The organism is Aeromonas sp. ASNIH2 (assembly GCF_002934795.1).
Taxonomy (GTDB): Bacteria; Pseudomonadota; Gammaproteobacteria; order Enterobacterales; family Aeromonadaceae; genus Aeromonas; species Aeromonas caviae.
The window spans coordinates 1,887,762-1,913,407 of record NZ_CP026406.1 but is presented as its reverse complement, the minus strand read 5'-3'; the positions used below and the strand labels follow the sequence as shown (position 1 = coordinate 1,913,407).

Annotated in this window: 25 protein-coding genes and 3 tRNA genes; 20 read left to right on the top strand and 8 right to left on the bottom strand. The window is 61.2% G+C overall.

Annotation, left to right across the window (positions count from 1 at the left end; genetic code table 11):
• The first annotated feature begins 52 nt into the window (after positions 1-52).
• Positions 53-1,333, top strand: coding sequence for a sigma 54-interacting transcriptional regulator (locus C3F36_RS08925; RefSeq protein ID WP_045522793.1), 1,281 nt, complete (start codon positions 53-55; stop codon positions 1,331-1,333).
• A 59-nt stretch (positions 1,334-1,392) separates the two neighbouring features.
• Here the strand turns inward: C3F36_RS08925 and C3F36_RS08920 are convergent, their stop codons facing one another.
• The gene (locus C3F36_RS08920; RefSeq protein ID WP_104454924.1) at positions 1,393-1,866 is read right to left on the bottom strand and encodes a DUF1097 domain-containing protein; all 474 of its coding nucleotides are present in this window, start codon (positions 1,864-1,866) and stop codon (positions 1,393-1,395) included.
• Between the two features lie 371 nt (positions 1,867-2,237).
• On the opposite strand from C3F36_RS08920, the gene msrP reads away from it, so the two are divergent.
• Both msrP and C3F36_RS08905 read left to right on the top strand, forming a co-directional pair.
• Complete coding sequence (msrP, locus tag C3F36_RS08910; RefSeq protein WP_104454923.1) at positions 2,238-3,248, top strand: protein-methionine-sulfoxide reductase catalytic subunit MsrP; 1,011 nt, start codon at positions 2,238-2,240, stop codon at positions 3,246-3,248.
• Positions 3,249-3,339: 91 nt separating this feature from the next.
• The gene (locus C3F36_RS08905; protein WP_104454922.1) at positions 3,340-3,993 is read left to right on the top strand and encodes a protein-methionine-sulfoxide reductase heme-binding subunit MsrQ; all 654 of its coding nucleotides are present in this window, start codon (positions 3,340-3,342) and stop codon (positions 3,991-3,993) included.
• Positions 3,994-4,003: 10 nt separating this feature from the next.
• Here C3F36_RS08905 and C3F36_RS08900 read toward each other — a convergent pair whose 3' ends face one another.
• Together C3F36_RS08900 and C3F36_RS08895 are read right to left on the bottom strand one after the other, a co-directional pair.
• On the bottom strand, positions 4,004-4,252 hold the full coding sequence (locus tag C3F36_RS08900) for a PepSY domain-containing protein (protein WP_010675973.1): 249 nt from the start codon (positions 4,250-4,252) through the stop codon (positions 4,004-4,006).
• 48 nt (positions 4,253-4,300) lie between these two features.
• Positions 4,301-5,569, bottom strand: coding sequence for an IS4-like element ISApu1 family transposase (locus C3F36_RS08895; RefSeq protein WP_104454921.1), 1,269 nt, complete (start codon positions 5,567-5,569; stop codon positions 4,301-4,303).
• A gap of 140 nt (positions 5,570-5,709) precedes the next feature.
• On the opposite strand from C3F36_RS08895, the gene C3F36_RS08890 reads away from it, so the two are divergent.
• The 4 genes from C3F36_RS08890 to C3F36_RS08875 all read left to right on the top strand — a co-directional run bounded on the left by C3F36_RS08890 (position 5,710) and on the right by C3F36_RS08875 (position 8,728).
• The gene (locus tag C3F36_RS08890) at positions 5,710-6,042 is read left to right on the top strand and encodes a PepSY domain-containing protein (RefSeq protein WP_041211926.1); all 333 of its coding nucleotides are present in this window, start codon (positions 5,710-5,712) and stop codon (positions 6,040-6,042) included.
• An 87-nt stretch (positions 6,043-6,129) separates the two neighbouring features.
• Positions 6,130-6,786: a response regulator transcription factor gene (locus tag C3F36_RS08885; RefSeq protein ID WP_005332666.1), complete on the top strand. Its 657-nt coding sequence runs from the start codon at positions 6,130-6,132 to the stop codon at positions 6,784-6,786.
• Between the two features lie 32 nt (positions 6,787-6,818).
• A complete protein-coding gene (locus C3F36_RS08880) occupies positions 6,819-8,165 on the top strand; it encodes a sensor histidine kinase (RefSeq protein ID WP_104454920.1) in 1,347 nt (448 codons plus the stop codon).
• A 101-nt stretch (positions 8,166-8,266) separates the two neighbouring features.
• Positions 8,267-8,728 carry a hypothetical protein gene (locus C3F36_RS08875; RefSeq protein WP_010675970.1) on the top strand — a complete coding sequence of 154 codons (462 nt, stop codon included), beginning with the start codon at positions 8,267-8,269 and terminating at the stop codon, positions 8,726-8,728.
• 362 nt (positions 8,729-9,090) lie between these two features.
• Here the strand turns inward: C3F36_RS08875 and torA are convergent, their stop codons facing one another.
• Positions 9,091-11,571 carry a trimethylamine-N-oxide reductase TorA gene (gene torA, locus C3F36_RS08870; RefSeq protein WP_104454919.1) on the bottom strand — a complete coding sequence of 827 codons (2,481 nt, stop codon included), beginning with the start codon at positions 11,569-11,571 and terminating at the stop codon, positions 9,091-9,093.
• 22 nt (positions 11,572-11,593) lie between these two features.
• Positions 11,594-12,724 carry a NapC/NirT family cytochrome c gene (locus tag C3F36_RS08865; protein ID WP_104454918.1) on the bottom strand — a complete coding sequence of 377 codons (1,131 nt, stop codon included), beginning with the start codon at positions 12,722-12,724 and terminating at the stop codon, positions 11,594-11,596.
• Between the two features lie 298 nt (positions 12,725-13,022).
• Here C3F36_RS08865 and C3F36_RS08860 point away from each other — a divergent pair, with 298 nt between their 5' ends.
• Positions 13,023-15,032, top strand: coding sequence for a DNA topoisomerase III (locus tag C3F36_RS08860; RefSeq protein ID WP_104454917.1), 2,010 nt, complete (start codon positions 13,023-13,025; stop codon positions 15,030-15,032).
• 73 nt (positions 15,033-15,105) lie between these two features.
• Here the strand turns inward: C3F36_RS08860 and C3F36_RS08855 are convergent, their stop codons facing one another.
• Both C3F36_RS08855 and C3F36_RS08850 read right to left on the bottom strand, forming a co-directional pair.
• Positions 15,106-16,461, bottom strand: coding sequence for a TrkH family potassium uptake protein (locus tag C3F36_RS08855; protein ID WP_104454916.1), 1,356 nt, complete (start codon positions 16,459-16,461; stop codon positions 15,106-15,108).
• Entirely contained in the window at positions 16,458-17,111 is a 654-nt protein-coding gene (locus C3F36_RS08850; RefSeq protein ID WP_010675965.1) for a potassium channel family protein, read from the bottom strand. Before C3F36_RS08850 ends, C3F36_RS08855 begins: the two co-directional genes overlap by 4 nt.
• 125 nt (positions 17,112-17,236) lie before the next feature.
• On the opposite strand from C3F36_RS08850, the gene murB reads away from it, so the two are divergent.
• A complete protein-coding gene (murB, locus tag C3F36_RS08845; protein WP_010675964.1) occupies positions 17,237-18,274 on the top strand; it encodes a UDP-N-acetylmuramate dehydrogenase in 1,038 nt (345 codons plus the stop codon).
• A complete protein-coding gene (birA, locus tag C3F36_RS08840) occupies positions 18,271-19,236 on the top strand; it encodes a bifunctional biotin--[acetyl-CoA-carboxylase] ligase/biotin operon repressor BirA (RefSeq protein ID WP_042864793.1) in 966 nt (321 codons plus the stop codon). Before murB ends, birA begins: the two co-directional genes overlap by 4 nt.
• Before the next feature lie 76 nt (positions 19,237-19,312).
• On the opposite strand, the gene coaA is transcribed toward birA, so the two are convergent.
• Complete coding sequence (coaA, locus tag C3F36_RS08835) at positions 19,313-20,251, bottom strand: type I pantothenate kinase (protein ID WP_104454915.1); 939 nt, start codon at positions 20,249-20,251, stop codon at positions 19,313-19,315.
• Positions 20,252-20,514: 263 nt separating this feature from the next.
• On the opposite strand from coaA, the gene C3F36_RS08830 reads away from it, so the two are divergent.
• The 10 genes from C3F36_RS08830 (at position 20,515) to rplL (ending at position 25,634) form a co-directional block, all read left to right on the top strand.
• Positions 20,515-20,599: transfer RNA gene (locus C3F36_RS08830), tRNA-Tyr, on the top strand.
• Positions 20,600-20,637: 38 nt separating this feature from the next.
• Positions 20,638-20,712, top strand: a tRNA-Gly gene (locus C3F36_RS08825).
• A gap of 172 nt (positions 20,713-20,884) precedes the next feature.
• Entirely contained in the window at positions 20,885-22,069 is a 1,185-nt protein-coding gene (gene tuf / locus C3F36_RS08820) for an elongation factor Tu (protein WP_005306325.1), read from the top strand.
• A 52-nt stretch (positions 22,070-22,121) separates the two neighbouring features.
• A tRNA-Trp gene (locus C3F36_RS08815) sits at positions 22,122-22,198 on the top strand.
• Positions 22,199-22,258: 60 nt separating this feature from the next.
• Positions 22,259-22,630 carry a preprotein translocase subunit SecE gene (gene secE, locus C3F36_RS08810; RefSeq protein ID WP_010675960.1) on the top strand — a complete coding sequence of 124 codons (372 nt, stop codon included), beginning with the start codon at positions 22,259-22,261 and terminating at the stop codon, positions 22,628-22,630.
• A 9-nt stretch (positions 22,631-22,639) separates the two neighbouring features.
• The gene (gene nusG, locus C3F36_RS08805) at positions 22,640-23,191 is read left to right on the top strand and encodes a transcription termination/antitermination protein NusG (protein ID WP_010675959.1); all 552 of its coding nucleotides are present in this window, start codon (positions 22,640-22,642) and stop codon (positions 23,189-23,191) included.
• A 134-nt stretch (positions 23,192-23,325) separates the two neighbouring features.
• Positions 23,326-23,754, top strand: coding sequence for a 50S ribosomal protein L11 (rplK, locus tag C3F36_RS08800; RefSeq protein ID WP_005306313.1), 429 nt, complete (start codon positions 23,326-23,328; stop codon positions 23,752-23,754).
• A 4-nt stretch (positions 23,755-23,758) separates the two neighbouring features.
• Entirely contained in the window at positions 23,759-24,460 is a 702-nt protein-coding gene (gene rplA, locus C3F36_RS08795; protein WP_010675958.1) for a 50S ribosomal protein L1, read from the top strand.
• A gap of 256 nt (positions 24,461-24,716) precedes the next feature.
• The gene (gene rplJ / locus C3F36_RS08790) at positions 24,717-25,217 is read left to right on the top strand and encodes a 50S ribosomal protein L10 (RefSeq protein ID WP_005339895.1); all 501 of its coding nucleotides are present in this window, start codon (positions 24,717-24,719) and stop codon (positions 25,215-25,217) included.
• Between the two features lie 51 nt (positions 25,218-25,268).
• Positions 25,269-25,634, top strand: a complete 366-nt coding sequence (gene rplL / locus C3F36_RS08785; RefSeq protein ID WP_010675957.1) for a 50S ribosomal protein L7/L12 — start codon at positions 25,269-25,271, stop codon at positions 25,632-25,634.
• Positions 25,635-25,646 lie beyond the last annotated feature (12 nt).

The window sequence follows — 25,646 nt, the reverse complement described above, 5'->3', positions numbered from 1 at the left end:
GCTCCGGACCGCGCCATAATGACCGCGTTTTTCGCCAAGAGGGGGTGAGAGCATGAGCCGTATTCTGCTGGTGGACGATGATGCCAGCCTGCTCAAGCTGATGAGCATGCGCCTGCGCAGCCAGGGTTACGAGGTGGATACCGCCGACAGCGCCGAAGGAGCGCTGGACAGGCTGCGCCAGCAACGGGCCGACCTGGTGCTGAGCGATCTGCGCATGGGGGGCATGGACGGGCTGGCGCTGTTCGAGCGGATCCAGTCCCAGTGGCTCGGCATGCCGGTGATCATCATGACCGCCCACGGCACCATTCCCGACGCCATCCAGGCGACCCGCTCCGGGGTATTCAGCTTCCTCACCAAGCCCATCGACAAGGACGAGCTGCTGGTCACCATAGAACATGCTCTCAGCCTGACCCGTCCGAAGCAGCAGCAGGAGTGGCAGTCCCTCATCCAGACCCGCAACCCGCAGATGGAGCAGTTGCTGATCCAGGCGAGCAGCATCGCCACCATGGACGTGCCCGTGCTGATCCTGGGCCCCTCCGGCGCCGGCAAGGGGGTGATGACCCAGGTGCTGCACCAGGCCAGCCACCGCCGCGACAAGCCGCTGCATACCATCAACTGTGCGGCTCTGCCCTGGTCCGCGCTGGACTTGCAGCTGTTTGGCGAGGATGGCCAGTCCGGCCTGTTTGCCGAGGCCAAAGGCGGCACCCTCTTCCTCGACGAGATAGGGGATCTGTCGGAGTCACTCCAGGCCAAGTTGCTCCAGGTGCTGGCGGAGTATGGTCAGGGCACCCCCGAGGTGCGGGTCATCAGCTCCAGCCATCAGGATCTGGTGACCGCCATGGAAGAGGGGCGTTTTCGCGAGGATCTCTTCTACCGCCTCAACGTGGCCAACATCACTCTGCCGCCTCTGAGCGCCCGCAGCGAGGACATCCCCCTGCTGGCCCGTCAGGCGCTGGACGATTACCGCAACCGTCACCCCGATTGCGCCGCCCTCGGCTTCTCGCCTGAGGCGCTGGCCCTGCTGGCCGCCGCGGCCTGGCCGGGCAACGTGCGCCAGCTCTGCGGGGTGGTGGAGCAGCTCGCGAGCCTCTGCTGCAGCCCGGTGATCGGTGCGGCCATGGTGGAGTCGGCCCTGAGTGGCGGCGGTGGCGGCATTCCCTCGTTCAACGAGGCGCGGGCCGAGTTTGAAAAGGAGTACCTGATCCGGCTGCTGCGCACCACGGAAGGCAATGTGACCCTGGCGGCCAACATGGCGGGGAGAAACCGCACCGACTTCTACAAGCTGCTGAATCGGCACGGCATCGAGGCGGCCAACTTCAAGTCGAAGGGATAAATGACAGAGGGGCGGCCGTCGATGACGGGCCGCCCCTCTGGTTTCCGACAGAATCGGCCTCAGGCCGGGTCGCTGACACCGCTGGTAGAGAGAGTCTTCTGGGAGAGCCAGAGGCCGCTCGCCTTCATCAGATAGCCAAACAGGGCGCCGATGATGAGGGAGGGCAGAATGAGCCGCCACTCGCCTGCGGCGCCGAAGGTGGCACAGCAACCGGCGAAGGTGCCGGGAATGTAGGCGAGCCACTGCTGCCTGGCCTGCACGCACATCAGGGTGGCCACCACCCCTGTCATCAGATAACCCGCCATGCCGGCCCCCCACCAGGTCTCCCCGTGGATCAGCAGGAGTGCCCACAGCATGCCGGTGGTGTTGCACAGCAGGGTCTGCAACAGCGCCTTGTAACCGCTACTCGAGGCGAAGTAGCTGGTGCAGCCGAGGAAGCCGACCCAGGAGATGAGACCGAGTGCGGCGGCCAGTCCACCCCAGACGGCGGAGAGGATCCCGGTCGTGATGGCGATGGCGAACAGTGGGCTCATGGCGTGACTCTCAGTGGTTGAATCCGGAAAAGGAGGCAGCCTACTCCGCGGTAGAGCGGCAGCAAGCGGGGGCCGGATTGTGTGTGATCCCGATCACTCTTTGCAACTCTGGAATACGCTTGCGCTCGCGAAAAAAATTCATTGGAGGCGCCGCAGACCTTGTTCCATAGTTAGAGGCCCTGTCCTGCTCATGGAGTGAGTCTAATGGTGCCAAACGTGATCGTTCCTCTGCTGGTGTTCGTAGTGCTCTTCCTGGCCGGTACCATGGCCAAGGCACTGCCCCTTTACCAACTCATGTAATTCTGTGTGAAATAAAACTCGGCCGGGGCGGGTCTTATGGTTGTCAACCTCATCGTCCCGGGAGTTTTTTCATGTTGATCAAGCGCCGTACTTCTCATCACCCCACCGAACAGGATGTCACGCCGGAAACCGTCTATCAGGATCGTCGCCGCATCCTGAAAGGGCTGGGCCTGGGCGTCGGTGCCGCCACCCTGGCGTTTCCGGTGAAGGCCAGCCTGCTGGATCTCTTCGCACCGGACAAGCCGGCCACCGTGGCCCCCACCAGACCCCTCGACATCCGTGCCGCGACCCGGCCAGAGGGATTGATCCTCACCCCGGAGGAGAAGGCCACCACCCACAACAATTTCTACGAGCTGGGGACCGACAAGGGGGACCCGGCCCGCAACGGCCATTACCTCAGGCCCGAGCCCTGGACCCTGAAGGTGGAAGGGGAGGTGGCCAAACCCTTCACCCTGGATGTGTGGGATCTCATCAACAAGAGCACGCTGGAGGAGCGCATCTATCGGCTGCGCTGCGTGGAGGCCTGGTCCATGGTATTGCCCTGGAGCGGCATTGCGCTGGCGGATCTGATCCGCCGTGCCGAGCCCACCAGTCGCGCCAAGTTCGTGGCCTTCGAGACGCTCTATGATCCGGAACAGTTGCCGGGGCAGGCCTCCCGTGCCCTGGGGGGCGGCATCGATTATCCCTATGTGGAGGGCTTGCGCCTCGACGAGGCCATGCACCCCCTCTCCTTCCTCGTCATGGGGCTCTATGGCAAGACCCTGCCCGCCCAGAACGGGGCTCCCATCCGGCTGGTGGTGCCCTGGAAGTACGGCTTCAAGAGCATCAAGAGCATCGTCTCCATCCGCCTGGTGGAGGAGATGCCCCCCACCACCTGGAACCTGCTGGCCCCCAACGAATATGGCTTCTACGCCAACGTCAACCCGAACGTGGATCACCCGCGCTGGAGCCAGGCGAGCGAGCGTTTCATCGGCGAGGGGGGCATTTTCGGGGCCAAGCGCCAGCCGACCCTGATGTTCAATGGCTACGGCGACGAGGTGGCGTCCCTCTATCAGGGGATGGATCTGCGTAAATGGTATTGAGACTGACGCGCTGCCCGACTGATCTCTTGCCTCCTTCTCCCCTGGTGGGAGAGGGGATGAGAAGCGGGAAAAACATGACGGGAACTGCAATATGACGCCGAGACTGAAAACAGCCCATATCAACGGCTTGCGGGCGCTGGTGCACCTTGGTTCGCTTGGCTTTCTGCTCTGGCTGGGCTATGCCGTGCCAGCCGGGCTGCTGGGGGGGGATCCGGTCCAGGGGCTGACCCATTACCTTGGCAAGGGGGCCCTCCACCTGCTGTTGCTGACCCTGCTGGTGTCGCCGCTCGCCAAGCGCTGGCGCCAGGGGCAGCTCATCAAGTTGCGCCGCCCCCTCGGGCTCTGGTGCGCCGCCTGGGCGTCCCTGCACTTCATGGTCTGGCTGGGGCTGGATCTGCAGTTCGACTGGGGGCTGATTGGCGGCGAGCTGGTGAAGCGCAGCTACATAGTGGTGGGCATGGTGGCGCTGCTGCTGTTGCTGGCGCTCGGCATCACCTCGATCCCGGCCCTGTTGCGACGCATGGGGCCGGCCTGGCAGAAGCTGCACAACTGGATCTACGGGGTGGCTCTGCTGGTGCCGGTACACTACTGGTGGTCGGTCAAGAGCGGGTGGCAGGAGCCGCTCATCTATCTGGTGCTGGCCTGCGCCCTGCTGTGGCCCCGTCGGGAGAAGCTGCTGCGCACCTGGCGCAGGCGAGCGCAAGTAGCCGGGAGGGGGGCGGCGCAACAGCCGTCACGCCCATAGCAAAAGAGGCCTATTCGGCCTCTTTTTTGGTGATCTCGCCGGTGTTGGCATCGACCTGCAACTGGACGCGCTGATCGTCGGCATTCAGGGTATCGACCTCGAATTTGTCCCCTTCCAGCTCCACTTCCCGAATGTCGTGATACCCTTGTGCCAGCAACAACTTGACCAGTCCGGCCATGTCGAGACGTGTCTGCGCCGCCCAGCCAAAGGTGGAAAAGAGGCACAAGATCAGCAGGATACTGCGTGGGATCATATTCATTCCGGATTCATGGCTGGCACACTATAAACGGCATTCATGTACAGGACCTTAAGCGGCGAGTCCATTTAAAACGCCTTCCAAGGTCCTGTTCTGTATCGACTTTCTCTGCTTGGTTCGGCAGGCGTTCTTGGCCAAATAATCGGCAGCCCATTCCAATCTTTCCCTTATTTCTGTCAGCGCCCTATGGGCCACTGCTTCCAATAGCGGTAGCCACCACGTCGCACTGTTCTTCGACGCTTTCAGCATCGATAGCGCCCCACTCATCACACTCTGCGCGACCCGTCTCTTCATCACCAGCGACAGCAGGCTCGTCCACACCAACCCCTCGGCAATCGCTTTCTCGCCCGTCACAAACCCCTTGAGCCGGTTGTGCGATTTCCACTCTTTAAATAACAACTCCACCTGCCAACGGCAGCGATACAGGCTCATCACCTGCTCTGCTGACCATGCTGCTCGCGGTAGGTTCGTCATCCACAGACAGAACCGCTTTTCCTCAGCAAACCAGCGCCGGATCAACCGGTACTCGACCTGGCCGGACTTCACCACCATATCCAGTACCTCGGCCCGACAGCGTCGCCGTCCGGCCTCTCTCAGAGATAGTCCCGCCAGCTTGGGTACTTCCCGTCCATCACCGCGCCAGGCTTGGATTATCTTGGGGTTCAGGCTTTTCGTGCCGCGCACCAGATAAAATCCGCCAGCGTCGTTCACCTGCTCAAACCAAGCCCTGTCAATGTAACCTGCGTCAGCCAGCAGCAGGCAGTTGGTCAGCGAGTGGGCTTCAGGCAGAAATTGCCGTTCCCCTGCGGTATCGGCAGACACACTCATGCACAACGGGCTCTGCTCCGACAGTGACATGGTCATATGGCACTCGATAGCTGCCGGACTGATGGTCTTGAACCGGCCGGGAAAATCAGCAGCAAGGCGCCGATGCACCGCAAAGGAGGTGCCATCGTGCAGTAACACCTGCTTGAACGCGCCGAGGGAGGCTGCTTTGAGTTGATGGTCGATACGCAAGGCGATGGCCCGCTCGACCAGGGCTTTCATAAACAGGGCAAAGCTCTCTTTGCGCAGCTGATTGTGAAACGGTTTGTAAGAAACCTGATGGGTGTTTACCAGTTGCAAGGCATTGAAATGGCGGTGTAAACCGGCAATGTCATTGACCTGGTCGCCTCCCATGGCCCGCAGCAGTGCAGGTACGAGCATGGCTGGGGTAATGGCACGCTGACGCAGACAAAACTTGCAGAGCCGAGCAATGCGCTCGAGTGCGGCGGGAGCCAAGAGTTGCTCCAGATAGTAATTAGCGTTGATAATAGTCATAGGCTTCGCGCGTGTTGATTTTGTTTGGCGATAAAATCAGATCACAAACGAAGCCTTTTTTATATCTATTTCAATTGGTTGCCGCTAAAGATCCTGTACATGAAACGGCATTATGTTAGGTTTTGAGAGATGAATCACCCATGAATAGCGCGCTGCCCCTGCTTGGATTGCTGCTGCCGATGCTGGTTCAGGCGGCCCAGCCGAACGAGGCCTTGCTGCAACAGGCGGTCAGCGAGGGGCGGGTCCGTCCTTTTCATGAGTTGATGGCGGTGGCCTCCCGCCTGCCGGTGCGGGTGCTGCGGGTCGATCTGGGTGAGGAGGATGGCGTCTGGCTCTACGAGCTCAGGCTCATCGACGAGGAGAACAGCGTCATCAAGGTGGGCTACCGGGCTGACAACCTGGAGATGGTGTGGCTCAAGGGTCACCATCTGGAGCGCCTGTTCGCTCCGCGCCCGCCTCCGGAAGAGGAGTAACGGCGTGAGTCCGCGAACCTACCGTCATCCGGTTCGTCCCCCCAACCGTTGCCGGTGCCGGCACAACCCTGTTTTGGATACCCATGTATGCGCATTCTGATAGTTGAAGATGAAAAGATCCTCGCGGGCCAGCTGGCGGAGCAGCTGCGTCTGTCCGGTTTCGTCACCGATCTCTGCCACGATGGCAACGAGGCGGGCTTTCTCGGCGAGACCGAACCCTATGACGCCATCATCCTGGATCTCGGCCTGCCCGGTCGCGACGGCCTGAGCGTACTGAAGGAGTGGCGCAGCAAGGGGATGGACACCCCGGTGCTGGTGCTGACCGCCCGTGGCCAGTTGCACGAGAAGATTGAAGGGCTCAACGCCGGGGCGGACGACTACCTCACCAAGCCCTTCCAGGTGGCGGAGCTGGTGGCGAGGGTGCAGGCGCTGGTGCGCCGGGCGGCGGGGAACGCCAGCTCCATCCTCGAGATCGGTGGCGTGCGTCTCGATATGGCGGCTTCCCAGGTGTGGTACGAAGGGACCCCCATCAAGCTCACCGCCCACGAGTTCCGGGTGCTGGGCTACCTGATGCAGCACAGGGGCAAGGTGGTGTCGCGCAGCGAGCTGATCGACCACATCTATGCTCAGGATTTCGATCGCGACTCCAACACCGTAGAAGTGTTCATCGGCCGCATTCGCAAGAAGACCCACGCCGATCTCATCGAGACGGTGCGCGGCCTCGGTTACCGGATCAACGAATGACACCCATCGCAACCGATGGCGGGGTGGGTTGAATGAGGTTGGTACGCACCCTGCGAGGTCGGCTGGTGGTGATCGCCATGGTCTGGTGCGGTCTCTTCCTGTTCGCCACCGGCTTCAGCCTGCAGACCATGATGCGCAACTACTGGCAGGAGGCGGAGGCCGATGGCCTGCGCCTGCAGCTCTACGATCTGCTCTCCCGCCTCGAGATCCAGCCGGACGGCATGCCGGTGGTCACCGAGCCCATGGCCGACCCCCGTTATCGCCAGCCCTACTCCGGCTACTACTGGCAACTGGAGCTGGGGGAGACGGTGGTCAGTCGCTCCCGCTCCCTGTGGGATGCCCATTTGAGCGCCCACGGCCTGAAGTCGGCCTTCGGCGATCCGGACCTCTTCGTCGGCAAGGGGCCCAACAAGGAGCCCCTGCTCATCATGACCCGTACCGTGCTGCTGCCGGGGTCTGATCGGGTCTTCACCCTGGTGATGGCCAAGGACAGCAGCGCCCTGACCCAGACCCTGAAGAAGACCCGTATCAGCCTGTTCCTCGGCCTCGGCTTAGCCGCCACCGGCCTGGTGCTCGGCTTTATGTTCCAGATCCTCTACGGCCTGCGCCCGCTGCACCTGCTGCGCCGCGAGCTGAGCCGCGTCCATCAGGGTCATCAGGAGGGGTTCCGGCTGCGCTACCCCCTGGAGATCCAGCCGCTGGTGGAGGACATCAACCGCCTGCTGCACCACTATGGCGAGCTGCTGCAACGAGCCCGCTCCCACACCGGCAACCTGGCCCACGCCCTCAAGACGCCGCTCAGCATCATGCGCAACCAGGTGACCCAGTTGCCGCCGGAGGATCAGGCCGCCCTCGGCGAGCAGCTCGACCAGATCCAGCGCCACATCGACTACCACCTCGGCAAGGCGCGGGTGACCGGCGCCGCCAAGATCCTCGGGGTGTCGACCCCGGTGCGGGCCCGGGTGGAGTACATCTGCCGCGCCTTCTCCCGCCTCTATCCCGGCAAGACGGTGGACTTGCAGGTGCCGGTCAATCTAGCGGTCGGGGTGGAGGAGCAGGACTTCGACGAGATGGTGGGCAACCTGCTGGAGAACGCCTTCAAGTGGTCCGCCAGCGAGCTGCGCATCTCCAGCGCCGAGCTGGGGGGCTGGATCACCCTGCGCATCGAGGACGACGGTCCCGGCATGAGCGAGGATCAGATCGCCAAGGCGGTGCTGCGGGGGGTGCGCCTCGACGAGAAGGTGCCGGGCTCGGGCCTTGGCCTCAACATCGTCTCGGATCTCGCGGAAGCCTATCGCGGCAGCCTCATCATGGGGCGGGCCGAGCTGGGGGGGCTCGCCGCTTCCCTCTCCCTGCCCAAGGTGGCAAGGGTCGAGTGACGGAGCTCCCCGTCGGGGGCCCCTTTTGTGCCGCCGTGCTGGCAAGGGTGCGGCACCCGGCATAAGATACGTCTCTTGTTTCAGGTGTAGGAAGGGTAGCAATGACTGACGATCCTTGGGCTTTGTGCCATCTCGATGATTCGTTCGATGCCTCGGTGCTGGGCACCAAGGGGGCCCAGATCCAGTGGTTCGAGGACAGGGATGCCCTGATCCAGTTCCTGCTGGAGGACTTTGTCGACCTGCTGGCCGACGTGGGCGAGCTGGACGAGGATCAGACCGAGAGCGCCCGCGAGCGCTTCACCCTGCTGGTGGAGCAGAGCCTGGATGATCGCACCCTGATGGATGCCATCAACGATCTCGCCTCCGGCCTGCGCCGTATTGCCTGGCTGGGGCCCCTCTCCGAACTGGCGGAGTTGAGCGACGATTTCGCAAGCGGGCTGCGTGCCTTCTTCTGGAGCCAGTATGACGGTGACGAGGATGACCCAGAGGCCTGGGTGCCGGAAGATCTCTGGCCCCAGCTGGTGGAGTGTGCCGAAGAGTACATGGTGGAAGGAGACTTCTGATGCTCCTCCCGCACACCTTTCATTCCAGAGAATAAAGACGGCGCCTTCGGGCGCCGTCTTTATTGGCGGGAACGGAGGGGCCTGAGGGTGAACGGGCAGGAGGCGTGCGGGACGGGATCTGGGGTGGGCAGGGCTGCCCCGGAGCAGTTGGCCATGTGTATAAGCAAGCATCGGATCATTATGGGAAAAGCCATAAGTTAAATTTATGCAGGGTGATCAGGCCCCTCAGGGGGCCCGTGAGCCGATTCAGCCTCCCCGCAGGGGGATTACCCGCGCCTCCCCATGGCTGCCGAGGGTCATCCTTGCCAGCCCGGAATAAAAACGGCGCCTCTATGGCGCCGTTTTGTCTACATGCAACCGCCTCAGCCGTTGGCCGGTACCTCGTGCGCCGTGTTGGCTAGCACTGGCCCGATATACTTCTCTATCTGCAATTGGGCCATGTGGCCGCAGTTGCCCTGGGCCAGACTGGACGAGCCCTCGTCGAAGGTGAGGCAGTTGACGTTGCCGTTCTTGCAGATGCTGCCCGCTTCGCCCGGCTTGGCCGGATCGTACCAGGCCCCTTCACACACCCGCACTACCCCGGGCCGGATATCGGCGGAGAGCAGGGCACCCACCAGGATCTGGCCGCGCTCGTTGAAGGCCCGCACCAGATCGCCATCCTGGATGCCGCGTGCTTTGGCGTCGTCCGGATGGATCAGGATCGCCTCCCGATCGGCGATGGCGAACTTGTCCCGCAGCGGGGTGTTGTCGAGCTGGGAGTGCAACCGCTGGGTCGGGTGGGAGGTGTTGAGCGACAGCGGATAGCGCGCCGCCACCTCGCTCTTCACCCACTCCTTGGGCTCATACCACTTGGGATGACCGGCGCAGTCGGCATAATCCATCCCCGCCACCGTGTTGGAGAAGATCTCGATCTTGCCGGACGGGGTACCGAGCGGGTTGAGCAGCGGGTTCTCGCGAAAATCGGCGTGACGGATCCACTGGCGGTTGGCCTCCGGGATCGGGAAGCGGATGTAGTTGTTGGCCTCCCAGAACATGTTGAACGACGGCAGCGCCACCCGGGCACCGCGAGCCTGGGCCGCCATGCCGTCGTACATCTGCTTGAGCCAAAGCATCTCGTCCTTCCCTTCGGTGTACTGCTCCTGCACGCCCAGCTTGGCGGCGATGGCGCTGAAGATGTCGAAGTCGTTGCGGGCTTCAAACTGGGGGGGGACGCACTGGTGCATGGGGAAGACGTAGCGCTGGGAGTAGTCGCCCCCCATCTCCAGGTCGTTGCGCTCGTAGCTGGTGGTGGCCGGCAGGACGATGTCGGCGTGCTTGGCAGTCGCCGTCCAGTAGGGCTCGTGGACGATCACGGTCTGGGGTTTGCGCCAGGCCTGCAGCAGGTTGTTGGTGTCCTGATGGTGGTGGAAGGGGTTGCCGCCCGCCACGTAGACCAGCTTGATGTCCGGATAGGTCACCTTGCGGCCGTTGAAGTCGATGGTCTTGCCCGGGTTGGCGAGGCAGTCGGCGATGCGGGCCACCGGGATGGGGGCCGGGCTGTTCTTCGGTGCGCTGCCAGCGGAGATGCCCGCCAGAATGCCGCCCTTGGCGGTGGGGCTGCCACCGGAGGAGTAGTGGTAACTGAAGCCGTAGCCGCCCCCCGGCAGGCCGATCTGGCCCAGCATGGCGGCCAGAGTGACCAGCATCCAGTTGGGCTGCTCCCCGTGGTGCTGACGCTGCATGCCCCAACCGGCCATGATCATGGTGCGCTTGGCGGCCATGTCGAGGGCCAGCTGGCGAATCACCTTGGCCTCGACGCCGCAGATGGCGCTCGCCCACTCGGCGCTCTTGGGCTGGCCGTCCTCCTTGCCGAGCAGGTAGGCGAGGAAGGTGTCGAAGCCCACGGTGTAGCGATCGAGGAAGGCCTGATCGTGCTTCTTCTCGCTGTAGAGGGTGTGGGCCACCCCCAGCATCATGGCCACGTCGGTATAGGCGTTCGGGGCAATCCACTCGGCATTGGCCTGCTTGGCGGTCTCGTTGTAGACGGGATCGATGCTGATGACCCGGGTGCCTTTCTCTTTCAGCGCCTTGAAGCCGGCCTGCCCCTCGTGATCCGGCATGTTCCAGCTGTTCTTCAGGGTCACCTGGGCGTTGACCCCCCACAGCACCACCAGTTCGGCGTGCTCGATGACGTTCGGCCAGGCGGTCTGCTGCTCATACACCTCGATGGAGCCCATCACGTGGGACATGATCACCTGGGCGGCGCCGGCGGAGTAGTCGCCGGCATAGCCGGTGAAGCCGCCCGCCAGGTTCATCAGGCGGTGCAACAGGGTGCGGCTGTTGTGGAACATGCCGACGCTCTTCCAGCCGTAGGAACCGGCGTGGATCGCCTGCGGGCCGAAGTCGCTCTGCACCCGGCCTATCTCGCCGGCCACCAGTTCAATGGCTTTCTCCCAGCTCACCCGCACCCACTCGTCGGCGCCACGCAGCTCGGGCTTGGCGCCCGGACCCTGTTCCAGCCAGCTCTTGCGCACCATGGGGTACTTGATGCGGTTTTTGGCGTGGACCTGGAACGGCGCCATGTCGATGAGATCGTTGGGGGCCGGATCATCGGCCACCGGCTGGACCCGTACCATGCGGCCCTCTTCGACGATGGCTTCGAAAGCTCCCCAGTGGGCGCCGGTCAGGATGCCTTTCTGGGCCGGCACCAGGGTCGGAAACTGTTCAAGCGCCGTGCTGATGGCCTGGGCCAGCGCGCTCTTCGGGAAGACGCCGGCCAGCAGCGGCAGGGCGGCGCAGGCGCCCAGCCCCTTGAGCAGGTTGCGGCGGGAGAGATTGGTTTGCTTATCGGTAAAAAAAGTCATGACGATTTCCTCTGTGCCAGCCTTAGTGCGCCGCGTTCATGTCACTGGCATGTTTCTGGACGTATTGGGTCAACATGCGTGCCTGTTCCGGGGTCAGGGAGGTGCGTGATTCCATCCCCTTGATGACGCCGATCCACTGGTTGGCGTTGAAGTGATCCAGTGCGGTGAGGCCGTGGCAGCCGGTACAGTTGTTGGACATCAGGGTGGAGGCGTACTGCCACAGCTTGCCCTGATCGCCGATGAGCTGGCTCTGATCCACCCAGGCGGTCAGGCTGACTTGATGCCAGGTGAGGTTGGTGGCGCTGTCGGTTTCGCTCTTGCCGGTGGTGAGCTGCGCCTTGGCCTTGTCGCCGAGCAGGGTGCTCAGGATGCGCTTGCCGGGAGCGGCGTAGAACACCTCGCTCACCCCATCCTGCTGCCAACCGTCGATGCGCACCTGGGCGCGACCGTTGTCGTTGGCCAGTACTTCCACCTGGGTGGAGGGCATCAGGGTGCCTTCGTCGGTCTTGGCGCTGGCATCCAGATAGAGCGGGGTGGTGGCGATGGCATAGCGGGTGGTGACGGTGGCCGGGGTCTGGGCGGCGGCTTGCGCCAGCTCGCTGGCACCGGCGGCGGCCAGGCCGCTCATGTCGGGCATGATGTGGGCGACGCCGCGGTGGCAGTCGATGCAGGTCTGGCCCTCCTTGATGGCGACCGGGTGCTCGGCACGGGCGTTGGGGCGCTGGGCCAGGATGTCCATCGCCGCGTAGCTGTGGCAGCTGCGGCAGGTGGCGGAGTCGTTGGCTTTCAGCTCGTCCCACACCGACTGCGCCATGCGCAGCTTGTGAGCCTCGTATTTCTCAGGGGTGTCGAGGGTGCCGAGCGCCTCGTGATAGATGTCCTTCACGGCGCGGATCTTGGTCCACAGATAGGAGGTAGGATCACCCGGAATGTGGCAGTCTGCGCACTCGGCGCGGATGCCCTTCACGTTCTGGAAGTGGACGCTGCCCTGATACTCGGCCAGCGGGGTCTGCATGGAGTGGCAGGAGACGCAGAACTCGGTGGAGCTGGTCTTGTGCAGCACGGTGACGGTGACGCCCAGTGCAGCGACCCCCAGCAGGGCCCCGAGCAGCAGAAGCCAGAACCAGGTCTTTCTCAACAGTTTTCCAAGCATGGTGACGGTGTCCTTCGAATTCGGGTATTACCAATATAGTAGTAGTCCCAAGATTCAAAGGGTTGACCTCGGTCATGATTTTTATTTCGACATGTAAGTAATTTTTGGTTTTATTTTTTGTTTGGACATGCTTTTTTGAATTTTAATCGCACTTTTACCCTTCAACGGGAGCGGGATGTCCTGTGATGGGGGCGATGCCCAAGCCGGGGCGGGGAGGCCGCGCACAACCCCGGGGCTTGGGGTTTGCGGTGAGAGGATTGTATACTGTTCACATATACAGTATTCAGGTGTATCCATCATGCGACTCTTTATCGCCGAGAAACCCAGCCTTGGCCGCGCCATCGCCGATGTCCTCCCCAAACCGCACAAGAAGGGGGATGGTTTCATCGAGACGGCGCAGGGAGACGTGGTGACCTGGTGCATCGGCCACCTGCTGGAGCAGGCCGAGCCCGATGCCTACGATGCCGCCTACAAGCAGTGGCGCATGGAATCCCTTCCCATTGTCCCGACCCAGTGGCAGCTGGTGGCCAAACCCAAGACCAAGGCCCAGCTGGCCGTCATCAAGGGGCTCATCAAACAGGCGGACTGCGTGGTCAACGCCGGTGACCCGGACAGGGAAGGGCAACTGCTGGTGGACGAGGTGATCGACTTTCTCGGCTATCCCAAGACCAAACCGGTTCAGCGCTGCCTCATCAGCGATCTCAATCCCCCCGCCGTGCGCCGCGCCCTCGACAAGCTCAGAGACAACAAGGAGTTCGTGCCGCTGGCGGTGTCGGCGCTGGCCCGTAGCCGTGCCGACTGGCTCTATGGCATCAACATGACCCGGGCCTATACCCTGCTTGGCCGCAAGGGGGGCTGCAGCGAACTGCTGTCGGTGGGTCGGGTACAGACCCCCTTGCTCGGTCTGGTGGTGCGTCGGGATCTCGAGATCGAGGCCTTCGTTCCCAAGCCGTTCTACGAGGTGATGGCCCATCTGTTGACCCAGGGCAACGAACGCTTCACCGCCAGGTGGCTGCCATCGGAGGCCTGTCTGCCCTGGCAGGATGAGGAGGGACGGGTGCTCAACCGGGCGCTGGCCGCCAAGGTGGTGGAGCGGATCCAGGGGCAACCCGCCCGGGTGGAGGCGGTGGAGGAGCAGGCGCGCAAGCAGGCGGCGCCGCTCCCCTACAACCTCTCCAGCCTGCAGATCGACGCGGCCAAGCGCTTTGGCATGGATGCCAAGCGGGTGCTGGATATCTGCCAGAGCCTCTACGAGCGGCACAAGCTCATCACCTATCCCAGATCCGACAGCCGCCATCTGCCGAGCGAGCACTTCAACCGGGCCGGCCAGGTGCGGGAGGCCATCGCCAGCACGGCCCCTGCGCTGGCCAGGGCGGTCGCCGAAGCGGATGGCAGGATCCGCAGCAAGGCGTGGAACGACAGCAAGGTGGATGCCCACCACGCCATCATTCCCACCGAGAAGAGGGGGAACGAGGGGAGCCTGGGGGCCGACGAGGCGAAGCTTTACGGCCTGATTGCCCGCCAGTATCTGCTGCAGTTCTACCCACCGTTCGAGTACAACGACAGCAAGGTGTTGCTGCGCATCGCCGGAGGGCTGTTCCAGGCCAAGGCGCGCCGCATCCTCAAGGCGGGCTGGAAGGCGCTGCTCGGAGTGGAAGAGGATGACGAGGAGGAGGCGGGAACCCTGCCTGCCCTGAAAGAGGGGGAGGAACTGCTGTGCGAGCGGGGGGAGCTGCTGGAGAAGATGACCCAGCCCCCCAAGCCGTTTACCGATGCCACCCTGCTGGCCGCCATGACCGGCATCGCCCGTTATGTGCAAGATCCCGAGATCCGCAAGACCCTGCGGGAGACCGATGGCCTCGGCACCGAGGCGACCCGGGCCGGGATCATCGATCTGCTGTTCAAGCGCCGCTTCCTGGTGCGCCAGGGCAAGAGCATCAAGGCCACCCCGACCGGGCGAGCCCTGGTCCAGGCGCTGCCCACGACCGCCACGACACCGGACATGACGGCACTGTGGGAGCAGAGTCTGGGTCAGATCGCCGAACGTCACGGCAGCTACCAGCAGTTCATGGGGCCGCTCACCGAGCAGCTCAACGGCCTGATCGAGGGGGCGCGGCAGGATTCCGGCGCCAGCTTCAGCGCGCTGCCCAAGGCGGCGCCCGGTGACAGCAAGCAACGCTTTGCCCGCCGCAAGCGGACTGGGTCCACCGCCGCACGCCCCCGCACGAGCACGGGCAAGAGTGCTCGTGCGGGGAAGAGTCCTGGAAAGTGCACTGGTAAGGGGACGACCAGGGGCAAGGCTGCCTGAGGCTGGCGAGCGCCGTGATCACATAAAAATAAGAAGAGGGGCCAGTGGCCCCTCTTTGCATGGATGGAGCGGCTTACCCCGTGTAGACGCTCTCTTCCGGATAACGGATGCGGGTCTCCACCGGGCGGGCCAGCATGATGGCCAGGGTGAGGGGCCCCAGACGGCCGCAGATCATCACCAGCACCAGGATCAGTTTGCCCGGTTCGCTCAGAGAAGCGGTGATGCCGGTGGACAGTCCCACGGTGGCAAAGGCCGAGATGGTCTCGAACATGATCTTGTCGAATGATTGCGACTCCGTGAGCATCAACAGGAACATCGCCAGCATCAGCACCATGGTACTGACGATGATGATGGCCAGGGAGCGGGTCACTATCTGGGGTGACAGGGTGCGGCCGAAGGCGGTGACATGGGGGCGCTTGGTCAGAAACGCCCGGGTCGCCAGCAGAACGACGGCAAAGGTGGTGACCTTGATACCGCCCCCGGTGGAGGTTGCCCCGGCACCGATGAACATCAGCATCATCATGAACAGCAGGGAGGCCGGTACCATCTGGCCGATATCCACCGTGTTGAAGCCCGCCGTGCGCGCGGTGGCCGACTGGAAGAAGGCTGCCAGCCACTGGCTCCCGAAGGAGGCGTTGCCCAGGGTGCCCGGGTTGTTGTGCTCCAGCAGCCAGAACATCAGGGTCCCCAGCAGCAGCAGGGCAGGGGTCATCAGCAGCATCAGCTTGCTGTGCAGTTTCAGCTTGCGCCAGCGGCGGTTGCGCACCAGGTCGACGATGACGGTGAAGCCTACCCCCCCCAGGATCAGCAGGGCCGGTATGGTCAGGCTGATGACGGGGTCATCCCGGTAGTCCATGAGGTTGTTGGCAAACAGCGAGAAGCCGGCGTTGTTGAAAGCCGACACCGCGTGGAAGAAGCTGACGTAGAGGCCGTGACCCCAGCCCATGTCGGGCACCCAGCGAATGGCCATGATGGCGGTGCCGATCAGCTGGGCAATCAGGGCGAACAGGACGATGCGTTTCACCAGCTGGACGATGTTGACGGATCCCTCCTGGCCCAGTGCCTCCTTGGCCAGCACCTGCTGGCGCAGCCCGACCCGCTTGCTGAACATGGCGATGAGCAGCAGTGTCATGGTCATCTGGCCGAGACCACCAATCTCCATCAATATCAACAGGATGATCTGCCCCTGCAGGGTGAAGGCGGTACCGGTATCCACCACCCCGAGGCCGGTCACGCTGATGGCGGAGGTGGCGGTGAACAGGGCGTTGATGACGGTGACCTCACCCTTGTGGCTGGAGGGCTGGACCAGAAACAGGGTGCCAACCAGCAGGATGATGAGGAAACTGCCCAGGATGAGCTTGGCCTCGCTCCAGCGGGAGTTGTCTTCCCGATGCAGGGTGAAGGCGTAGTTGCTGCGCCAGTTGATCATAGGGTGTCGAGCCAGTGATCGATGGCGTGCTTGTTGCCGGCCAGAATCAGGATGTCACCGAGTTGCAGCTCCATCTTGCCGGTCAGGACGTTGTGGAGCACCTCACCCCGCTTGATGGCCAACAGCTGGAAATCGCTTTGCTGCAGCAGGCGCAAGTCGGCCAGGGTGCGGGTGTTTTGCTGCAAGCCGATCACGAACTCGGTCAGCACCATGTCGTGACCCAGCTCCAGGTAGTCGAACAGCCGGTTGTCCAGCATGCTCTGGGCCACCCGGCGGCCCATGTCCCACTCCGGGTTGATCACCTTGTCCGCGCCCACCTTCTGCAGGATCTTGGCGTGGAACTTGTCGCGGGCCTTGACCCAGACCTTCTTCACGCCCGCCTCTTTCAGCACCAGCGTGGTCAGAATGCTGGTCTCCAGGTTGTCGCCGATGGCGACAAAGACGATGTCGAAATTCGCCAGGCCCAGTTCGGCGACCGTGGCCTCGTCGGTGGCATCGGCCACGATGACGTGGTTGCAGAGGGTGGCTATCTGGCGGGTCTTGCTCTCGTCGATGTCGATGGCCAGTACCTCGGCATTCTGGCGCTGCAACTCTTCGCACAAGGCGCTGCCAAACAGGCCCAGGCCGATGACGGCGAATTGATTGTTCATGCATGCTTCCTCAGCGGGATGAAGGGGTTACTCTACTCCAGAGCCCTGAGTCCGAAAAGTGTCCGGGTTTTTTGTCCCGGGGGATCTGGGGTAAACTGCGCCCTTGTCCTTGTCGGAACACACAGATGAAACTCACCCCCCACGCCTCCCTGTCGACCCTCAATACTATGGGCCTGGACGCACACTGCCTCTGGCTGGCCGATGTGACCCGGCCGGATGATCTCGCGCAACTGCGGACCAACCCGGAGTTGGCCACCTTGCCGCGCCTGGTGCTGGGAGGAGGAAGCAACATCCTGTTCTGCGATGACTTTGCCGGTCTGGTGGTCCACAACGGCCTGAAAGGGATCACGCTGCACGAGGAGTCCGAGCACTGGCTGCTACACGTGGCGGCAGGTGAAAACTGGCACGAGCTGGTATGTCACGCCCTGCAACAGGGCTGGCACGGGCTGGAGAACCTGGCACTCATTCCCGGGACGGTCGGGGCGGCCCCGGTACAGAACATCGGTGCCTACGGGGTCGAGCTGGCCAGCGTCTGTGCCTACGTGGAGGCGTTCAACTGGCAGAGTGGCGAGGTTGAGCGCATCGCGGCGGCCGACTGCCGGTTCGGTTACCGTGACAGCATCTTCAAGCACGACTATCAGGACTCCCACTTCATCATCGCCGTCGGTCTGCGCCTGCCCAAGGCATGGCGCCCGGTCGCCGGTTATGGCCCGCTGGCGGCGCTGGGGGATGCCCCTTCGCCACAGGCCATTTTCGACACCGTCTGTGCCACCCGCATGGCCAAGCTGCCGGATCCGGCGGTGCTGGGCAACGCGGGCAGTTTCTTCAAAAACCCTGTGGTGCCCGCCGCCCTGGCCGAGACCCTGAAACAGCAATACCCGCAGATGCCCTGCTACCCTGCGGCAGAAGGGCAGGCCAAGCTGGCGGCTGGCTGGCTCATCGATCAGTGCGGTCTCAAGGGGTTTGCCATCGGTCGTGCCGCCGTGCATCAGGAGCAGGCGCTGGTGCTGGTCAATCTGGGGGGCGCCAGCGCCATGGAGCTCATCGCGCTGGCTGCCCATGTCCGCGACAGCGTGGAGCACCAGTTCGGTGTGGTGCTGGAACACGAGGTGCGCTTCATGGGGCGCAGCGGTGAAACCTGGCTCGACGAGGTACTGGCATGACCCTGACCCCCGTCAGACAGACCCTGATCACCCTGCTCAGCGACGGCCAGTTTCATTCCGGCGAGCAGCTGGGCGAGCGCCTTGGCATCAGCCGGGCGGCGGTGAGCAAGCACATGGCCGCGCTCAAGGATCTGGGGCTGGATCTCTTCAGCCTGACCGGCAAGGGCTATCGGCTGGCGGTGCCCATGGCCCTCTATGACGAGGGGCGGCTGCAGGCAGAGGCACCGATGGCACCGGTGCACTGCTTCCCTGTCATCGACTCCACCAACCAGTACCTGCTGGAGCGGGTCAACACCCTGAGCTCCGGGGAAAGCTGTCTGGCCGAGTGCCAGACCGCCGGGCGGGGACGTCGTGGCAAACCCTGGGTTTCTCCCTTCGGTTGCCAGCTGATCCTGAGCATGTACTGGCGGCTTGAGCAGGGCATGGCGGCCGCCATGGGACTGAGTCTCGCGGTCGGCGTGGCGGTGGTCGAGGCGCTGGAGTCCCTCGGTTATCCCGGGGTGGAGCTCAAGTGGCCGAACGACCTCTATTACCAGGGCCGCAAGCTGGCGGGCATCCTGGTGGAGATGAGCGGCAGTGCGGGTGCCAGCTGCCATCTGGTGATCGGGGTCGGCCTCAATCTGGCGATGCCGAGTCGGGAGGGGGAGAAGATCGATCAGGCCTGGTCCGAGCTGCGCCATATCCAGCCCGAGCTGGTGGATCGCAACGAGCTGGCCGCCTGCGTGCTGCTGCACCTGCAGCAGGCCATGCAGACCTTCGAACAGACGGGACTGGCGAGTTTCGTCGAGAGCTGGAATCGGCTTGACCACTTCGCCGGCCAGCCGGTGAAGCTGCTGATGGGAGAGCAGGTGATCCGCGGGATTGCCCGGGGGATCGACGAACGCGGAGCCCTGCGTCTGGAGACGGAAGAGGGGCTCAAGCTCTATCTGGGAGGGGAACTCTCCCTGCGGCGGGGTGACTGACCTCGTACGCTCATGAGGACTGAATGAAAGAGGGGGCCTGCGGGCCCCCTCTTTCATGTATGCACTGCGACAGTGGTCACTTGCGCAGCTTGATCTGCTCGATGGCGTGCTCGTTGCCCTTGGTGAGGATGAGGTTGGCCCGCTCCCGGGTCGGCAAGATGTTCTCTTGCAGGTTCAGGTAGTTGATATCCAGCCAGATGTTGTTGGCGATCTCGGTCGCCTCGCTCTCGGCCAGCTTGGCGTAGTGGTGGAAATAGGAGTCGGGATCCGAGAAGGCGCCGCTGCGGAATTTGAGAAAACGATCGATGTACCAGGTGCGCAGCAGCTCGGCGTCAGCATCCACATAGATGGAGAAGTCGACGAAGTCCGACACGAACACGCGATGAGGGTCCTGGGGATAGTCCATGCCGCTTTGCAGCACATTGAGCCCTTCCAGGATCAGGATGTCCGGCTGCTCCACCACCTTCTTCTCGTCGGGCAGGATGTCATAGATGAGGTGGGAGTAGACGGGGGCCTCGACCTTCTCGTGGCCGGCGCGGATATTGGCGACAAACTCCACCAGATGGCGGATGTCATAAGACTCGGGGAACCCCTTGCGGCGCATCAGGCCACGGGCTTCCAGCTCCTTGTTGGGAAACAGGAAGCCGTCGGTGGTGACCAGCTCCACCCTGGGGTGCTCCGGCCAGCGCTCCAGCAGTGCCTGAAGGATACGGGCCGTGGTGCTCTTTCCCCCCGCCACGCTGCCGGCGATACTGATGATATAGGTGCCCTTGCCGCGGGACTGACCGAGAAACTGTTCCAACACCCGGCTGCGGCGCTGCTTGGCCTTGACGTAGAGATTGAGGAGACGGGAGAGGGGCAGATAGATCTCTTCCACTTCCCGCAATGACACCTTCTCGTTGATCCCGCGCAGGGTCTGCAGATCGTGCTCGGTCAGGGTCAGGGGGACCGCATCGCGCAATAACGCCCATTGTTCGCGGGTGAATTGCAAATAGGGGTTATGCTCTGTCGTCATGGTGTCATCACTGTTTCTTGGGCAGGGCGACCATACACCAAGGGATCGGGAGCGACAAGGGACGCGTCCGGTCGGGACGGAGAAGGAGCGTTTTTTTGCCTGGATCCCGGCATAAATGCACATTTTGCAAGGTGCAATGGTTGCATCCCCAAAATCCTTACCATAAAATGCGCGACGCTTGGATGTCTGTCGTCTATTTGCCCAGCAAAAGCGACAAAAACAACGGGTGCAAGCAGAATTACCGTTGTGGCATTTATGCAACTGGAGGGGTTCCCGAGCGGCCAAAGGGATCAGACTGTAAATCTGACGGCTCTGCCTTCGAAGGTTCGAATCCTTCTCCCTCCACCATATTTCTCTGCGGTTTGAGTTCTTTGGGTTAGAGAAATGCGGGCATCGTATAATGGCTATTACCTCAGCCTTCCAAGCTGATGATGCGGGTTCGATTCCCGCTGCCCGCTCCAAGATGCTGATATGGCTCAGGTAATTCTGAGAGCCACACCTTAGGGTGAGTTCGGCAATCGAACCAGCCTGTCAGCACCAACCTCTCTACTCCCCTTGATTCAAATCCATCATATAAACTGTTCTGTGGTTAGCTTGCCACCGCGTACTCAGCGTTAGTTTAGAGGGACGATCATGTCTAAAGAAAAATTTGAGCGTAATAAACCGCACGTTAACGTGGGTACCATCGGCCACGTTGACCACGGTAAAACCACCCTGACCGCCGCCATCACCAACGTGCTGGCCAAGCACTTCGGTGGTAAAGCTTTCGCCTTCGACCAGATCGACAAGGCACCGGAAGAGCGTGAGCGTGGTATCACCATCAACACCTCCCACGTAGAATACGACACTGCAACCCGCCACTACGCCCACGTAGATTGCCCGGGTCACGCCGACTACGTTAAAAACATGATCACCGGTGCTGCCCAGATGGACGGCGCAATCCTGGTAGTAGCAGCGACTGACGGCCCGATGCCGCAGACTCGTGAGCACATCCTGCTGGGTCGTCAGGTAGGCGTTCCGTACATCATCGTGTTCATGAACAAGTGCGACATGGTAGATGACGAAGAGCTGCTGGAACTGGTCGAGATGGAAGTTCGCGAACTGCTGTCCGAGTACGACTTCCCGGGTGATGACCTGCCGGTAGTCCGTGGTTCCGCACTGAAAGCGCTGGAAGGCGAAGCTCAGTGGGAAGAGAAGATCCTGGAACTGGCTGGCCACCTGGACACCTACATTCCGGAGCCGGAGCGTGCCATTGACCAGCCGTTCCTGATGCCTATCGAAGACGTCTTCTCCATCGCAGGCCGTGGTACCGTAGTAACCGGTCGTGTAGAGCGCGGTATCGTCAAAGTTGGTGAAGAAGTGGAAATCGTTGGTATCAAAGATACCACCAAGACCACCTGTACCGGCGTTGAAATGTTCCGCAAACTGCTGGACGAAGGTCGTGCAGGTGAGAACGTTGGCGCACTGCTGCGTGGCGTGAAGCGTGAAGACGTAGAGCGTGGTCAGGTACTGGCCAAGCCGGGCACCATCAAGCCGCACACCAAGTTTGAATCTGAAGTGTACGTGCTGTCCAAGGAAGAAGGTGGTCGTCATACCCCGTTCTTCAAGGGCTACCGTCCGCAGTTCTACTTCCGTACTACCGACGTGACCGGTACCATCGAACTGCCGGAAGGCGTAGAGATGGTCATGCCGGGCGACAACATCAAGATGGTTGTTACCCTGATTGCGCCGATCGCGATGGACGACGGCCTGCGTTTCGCCATCCGTGAAGGTGGCCGTACCGTAGGTGCTGGGGTTGTAGCCAAAGTTATCGCTTAATCTTGGCTTACATAAATAAAGCAAAGCCCCTATAATAGGGGCTTTCTTATGCAGGGGCGTAGTTCGAATTGGTAGAACAGCGGTCTCCAAAACCGATGGTTGCGGGTTCGAGTCCTGCCGCCCCTGCCATATACCTCGTCTCGTACGGGGCTTTTGTGTCTTTGGTTACGTCAGATACAGGTGGGTTGTATGAGTGTTAGTTCTGAGGGTCAGGGCGGAAGCAAGGATACCCTGCTTTGGGGCCTGGTTTTCATCATCCTGGCGGCCGCTGTAGTGGGCAATTACCTGCTGAGCGACGTTATTGCTGCCGTCCGCGCCCTGGGTGTGGTCGTTGTCATCGCTGCTGCCGGTGCAGTGGCCCTGCAAACCACCAAGGGCAAGGCAACACTGGCGTTTGCCCGTGAGTCTCGCCTGGAAGTCCGCAAGGTCGTATGGCCGACCCGTCAGGAAGCCATTCAGACAACCCTGATTGTGCTGGCGGTGACTGCCGTGATGGGGCTGCTGCTGTTCGTGTTGGACGGCGCCTTGGTCTGGTTGGTCAACCTGATTACCGGTGTGTAAGGATAAGCCATGACTGAACAACGTGAACAGCGTATGAGATGGTATGTCGTGCAGGCATTTTCCGGCTACGAAGGCCGTGTTGCCAAATCCCTGCGTGAACATATCAAGATGCATGGCATGGAAGAGCTGTTTGGTGAAGTGCTGGTCCCGACCGAAGAAGTGGTCGAGATGCGTGCTGGCCAGAAGCGCAAGAGTGAGCGCAAATTTTTCCCGGGATACGTCCTGGTCCAGATGGTGATGGATGAAACCACATGGCACCTGGTACGCAATGTACCACGTGTAATGGGTTTCATCGGCGGTACCTCCGATCGCCCTGCTCCTATCTCCGATAAGGAAGCGGATGCCATCCTCAATCGTCTGCAAGATGCCCACGACAAGCCGCGTCCGAAAACCCTGTTTGAACCGGGTGAGATGGTCCGGGTTGCCGATGGTCCGTTCGCCGACTTCAACGGTACCGTTGAAGAGGTGGACTACGAAAAGAGCCGCGTGAAGGTCTCCGTACTGATCTTCGGCCGCTCAACGCCGGTAGAACTGGATTTTGGTCAGGTCGAAAAAGGCTGATTAATCTCTGTACGTTTAACGGTTGTCAGGGGCAGCGATTATCTCTATAATTCGCTGCCCCTTTATTTGTTGGGGAGCCGTTTGCAGGAGCATGTCTCCGAGGCGTTAGAACCCATTTTTGAGGTATTTTTGTAATGGCTAAGAAAGTCACAGCTTATATCAAGCTGCAAGTTAAGGCTGGCAGTGCTAACCCCAGCCCTCCCGTTGGTCCCGCTCTGGGTCAGCACGGCGTGAACATCATGGAATTCTGTAAGGCGTTCAACGCCCGTACAGAAAAGCTGGAAAAAGGTTCTCCGACTCCGGTCGTGATCACCGTTTACAGCGACCGTTCCTTCACCTTCGAAACCAAGACTCCGCCCGCTTCCTTCCTGCTGAAGAAAGCCGCTGGTATCCAGTCTGGTTCTGCCAAGCCGAACAAAGACAAGGTTGGTAAGGTGACTGTGGCTCAGCTGCAAGAAATCGCCAAGACCAAAGAGCCGGATATGACTGGTGCCGATCTGGATGCAAAAGTACGTTGCATCGCCGGTTCCGCTCGTTCCATGGGCCTGGTAGTGGAGGAGTAAGACAATGGCTAAACTGTCCAAGCGTATGCGCGTTATTCGCGAAAAAGTTGACGGTACCAAAGAGTACTCCATCAACGAAGCCATTGCCCTGCTGAAAGAACTGGCTACTGCCAAGTTCGTTGAAAGCGTTGACGTTGCCGTTAACCTGGGTATCGATGCTCGTAAATCCGATCAGAACGTACGTGGTGCAACTGTACTGCCGCACGGTACCGGTCGTGACATCCGTGTCGCCGTGTTCACCCAGGGTGCCAACGCCGAAGCCGCCAAGGCTGCCGGTGCTGAACTGGTTGGTATGGACGACCTGGCCGAGCTGGTCAAGAAAGGCGAGATGAACTTCGACGTCGTCATCGCATCCCCGGATGCCATGCGTGTTGTTGGTCAACTGGGTCAAATCCTGGGCCCGCGCGGTCTGATGCCGAACCCGAAAGTGGGTACCGTCACTCCGAACGTAGCCGAAGCCGTCAAGAACGCCAAGGCTGGTCAGGTTCGTTACCGTAACGACAAGAACGGTATCATTCATACCACTCTGGGCAAGGTCTCTTTCAACGAAGTTCAGCTGAAAGAAAACCTGGAAGCGCTGCTGGTTGCCTTGAAGAAGGCCAAGCCGTCCTCCGCCAAGGGTGTATTCATCAAGAAAGTCAGCATCTCCACCACCATGGGTGCCGGTGTTGCCGTAGACCAAGCTTCCCTGGAAGCTCAGGCCTAATTGATGGGTTTTACAAGGCGCAAAATTTAATCTATAATTTTGCGCCTTGATTGGTTGGGGGTTTCGACCTCCGTCCAAGACCGCAGGAGGCCGCAAAGCCTTAATTCTTCCTGCGTAGACGGTGCCGGAAACCCAGCGAGAAAGATTCTTTCTCTTCTGGAATCCTGCTACCGCATCGTTCCCCTCTGTTGTAAAGGTAGGGGGGATGTGTCAGTACTGGGTCAACAGACCCGGATTCAATCCAGGAGTTAAGCCAATGGCATTGGGACTCGAAGACAAAAAGGCAATTGTTGCTGAAGTCAACGAAGCTGCCAAAGGCGCTCTTTCTGCAGTTGTAGCCGATTCTCGCGGCGTCACTGTAGACAAGATGACCGTCCTGCGTAAGACCGCTCGTGAAGCTGGTGTGTACATGCGCGTTGTGCGTAACACCCTGCTGCGTCGCGCGGTAGAAGGTACCGAATACGAGTGCCTGAACGACGCATTTACCGGTCCTACCTTGATTGCTTTCTCTAACGAACACCCGGGCGCTGCCGCTCGTCTGTTCAAAGAGTTTGCCAAAGCGAACCAAAAGTTCGAAATCAAGGCTGGCGCTTTTAACGGTGAGTTTATCGCCGCAGCACAAATTGATCGTCTGGCCACGCTGCCGACTTACGAAGAAGCAATTGCGAAGTTGATGGCTACCATGAAGGAAGCCTCTGCTGGCAAGCTGGTTCGTACTATCGCTGCTGTTCGCGACCAGAAACAAGCTGCTGCTTGATTCTCGCCTATCTAGGCTGTTTGAGTTTATTCAACATCAGGAATTTTTGTCATGTCTATCACTAAAGACCAAATCATCGAAGCCGTTGCTTCCATGTCCGTAATGGAAGTTGTTGAGCTGATCGAAGCTATGGAAGAGAAGTTCGGTGTTTCTGCCGCTGCTGCCGTCATGGCCGGCCCGGCTGCTGCTGAAGCAGTAGAAGAGAAGACCGAGTTCGACGTAGTTCTGACTGCTGCTGGCGCCAACAAAGTTGCCGTCATCAAGGCCGTTCGTGGCGCTACCGGTCTGGGCCTGAAAGAAGCCAAGGACCTGGTAGAAGCTGCTCCGACCAATCTGAAAGAAGCCGTGTCCAAGGACGAAGCTGAAGCTCTGAAGAAAGAGCTGGAAGCTGCCGGTGCTTCTGTTGAGATCAAATAATCTGCATTTATG

Bases quoted from the DNA above. Each gene is read 5' to 3' on its own strand.
- C3F36_RS08925 (WP_045522793.1), top strand. From the start codon at position 53: ATGAGCCGTATTCTGCTGGTGGACGATGATGCCAGCCTGCTCAAGCTG.
- C3F36_RS08920 (WP_104454924.1), bottom strand. From the start codon at position 1,866: ATGAGCCCACTGTTCGCCATCGCCATCACGACCGGGATCCTCTCCGCC.
- msrP (WP_104454923.1), top strand. From the start codon at position 2,238: ATGTTGATCAAGCGCCGTACTTCTCATCACCCCACCGAACAGGATGTC.
- C3F36_RS08905 (WP_104454922.1), top strand. From the start codon at position 3,340: ATGACGCCGAGACTGAAAACAGCCCATATCAACGGCTTGCGGGCGCTG.
- C3F36_RS08900 (WP_010675973.1), bottom strand. From the start codon at position 4,252: ATGAATATGATCCCACGCAGTATCCTGCTGATCTTGTGCCTCTTTTCC.
- C3F36_RS08895 (WP_104454921.1), bottom strand. From the start codon at position 5,569: ATGACTATTATCAACGCTAATTACTATCTGGAGCAACTCTTGGCTCCC.
- C3F36_RS08890 (WP_041211926.1), top strand. From the start codon at position 5,710: ATGAATAGCGCGCTGCCCCTGCTTGGATTGCTGCTGCCGATGCTGGTT.
- C3F36_RS08885 (WP_005332666.1), top strand. From the start codon at position 6,130: ATGCGCATTCTGATAGTTGAAGATGAAAAGATCCTCGCGGGCCAGCTG.
- C3F36_RS08880 (WP_104454920.1), top strand. From the start codon at position 6,819: ATGAGGTTGGTACGCACCCTGCGAGGTCGGCTGGTGGTGATCGCCATG.
- C3F36_RS08875 (WP_010675970.1), top strand. From the start codon at position 8,267: ATGACTGACGATCCTTGGGCTTTGTGCCATCTCGATGATTCGTTCGAT.
- torA (WP_104454919.1), bottom strand. From the start codon at position 11,571: ATGACTTTTTTTACCGATAAGCAAACCAATCTCTCCCGCCGCAACCTG.
- C3F36_RS08865 (WP_104454918.1), bottom strand. From the start codon at position 12,724: ATGCTTGGAAAACTGTTGAGAAAGACCTGGTTCTGGCTTCTGCTGCTC.
- C3F36_RS08860 (WP_104454917.1), top strand. From the start codon at position 13,023: ATGCGACTCTTTATCGCCGAGAAACCCAGCCTTGGCCGCGCCATCGCC.
- C3F36_RS08855 (WP_104454916.1), bottom strand. From the start codon at position 16,461: ATGATCAACTGGCGCAGCAACTACGCCTTCACCCTGCATCGGGAAGAC.
- C3F36_RS08850 (WP_010675965.1), bottom strand. From the start codon at position 17,111: ATGAACAATCAATTCGCCGTCATCGGCCTGGGCCTGTTTGGCAGCGCC.
- murB (WP_010675964.1), top strand. From the start codon at position 17,237: ATGAAACTCACCCCCCACGCCTCCCTGTCGACCCTCAATACTATGGGC.
- birA (WP_042864793.1), top strand. From the start codon at position 18,271: ATGACCCTGACCCCCGTCAGACAGACCCTGATCACCCTGCTCAGCGAC.
- coaA (WP_104454915.1), bottom strand. From the start codon at position 20,251: ATGACGACAGAGCATAACCCCTATTTGCAATTCACCCGCGAACAATGG.
- tuf (WP_005306325.1), top strand. From the start codon at position 20,885: ATGTCTAAAGAAAAATTTGAGCGTAATAAACCGCACGTTAACGTGGGT.
- secE (WP_010675960.1), top strand. From the start codon at position 22,259: ATGAGTGTTAGTTCTGAGGGTCAGGGCGGAAGCAAGGATACCCTGCTT.
- nusG (WP_010675959.1), top strand. From the start codon at position 22,640: ATGACTGAACAACGTGAACAGCGTATGAGATGGTATGTCGTGCAGGCA.
- rplK (WP_005306313.1), top strand. From the start codon at position 23,326: ATGGCTAAGAAAGTCACAGCTTATATCAAGCTGCAAGTTAAGGCTGGC.
- rplA (WP_010675958.1), top strand. From the start codon at position 23,759: ATGGCTAAACTGTCCAAGCGTATGCGCGTTATTCGCGAAAAAGTTGAC.
- rplJ (WP_005339895.1), top strand. From the start codon at position 24,717: ATGGCATTGGGACTCGAAGACAAAAAGGCAATTGTTGCTGAAGTCAAC.
- rplL (WP_010675957.1), top strand. From the start codon at position 25,269: ATGTCTATCACTAAAGACCAAATCATCGAAGCCGTTGCTTCCATGTCC.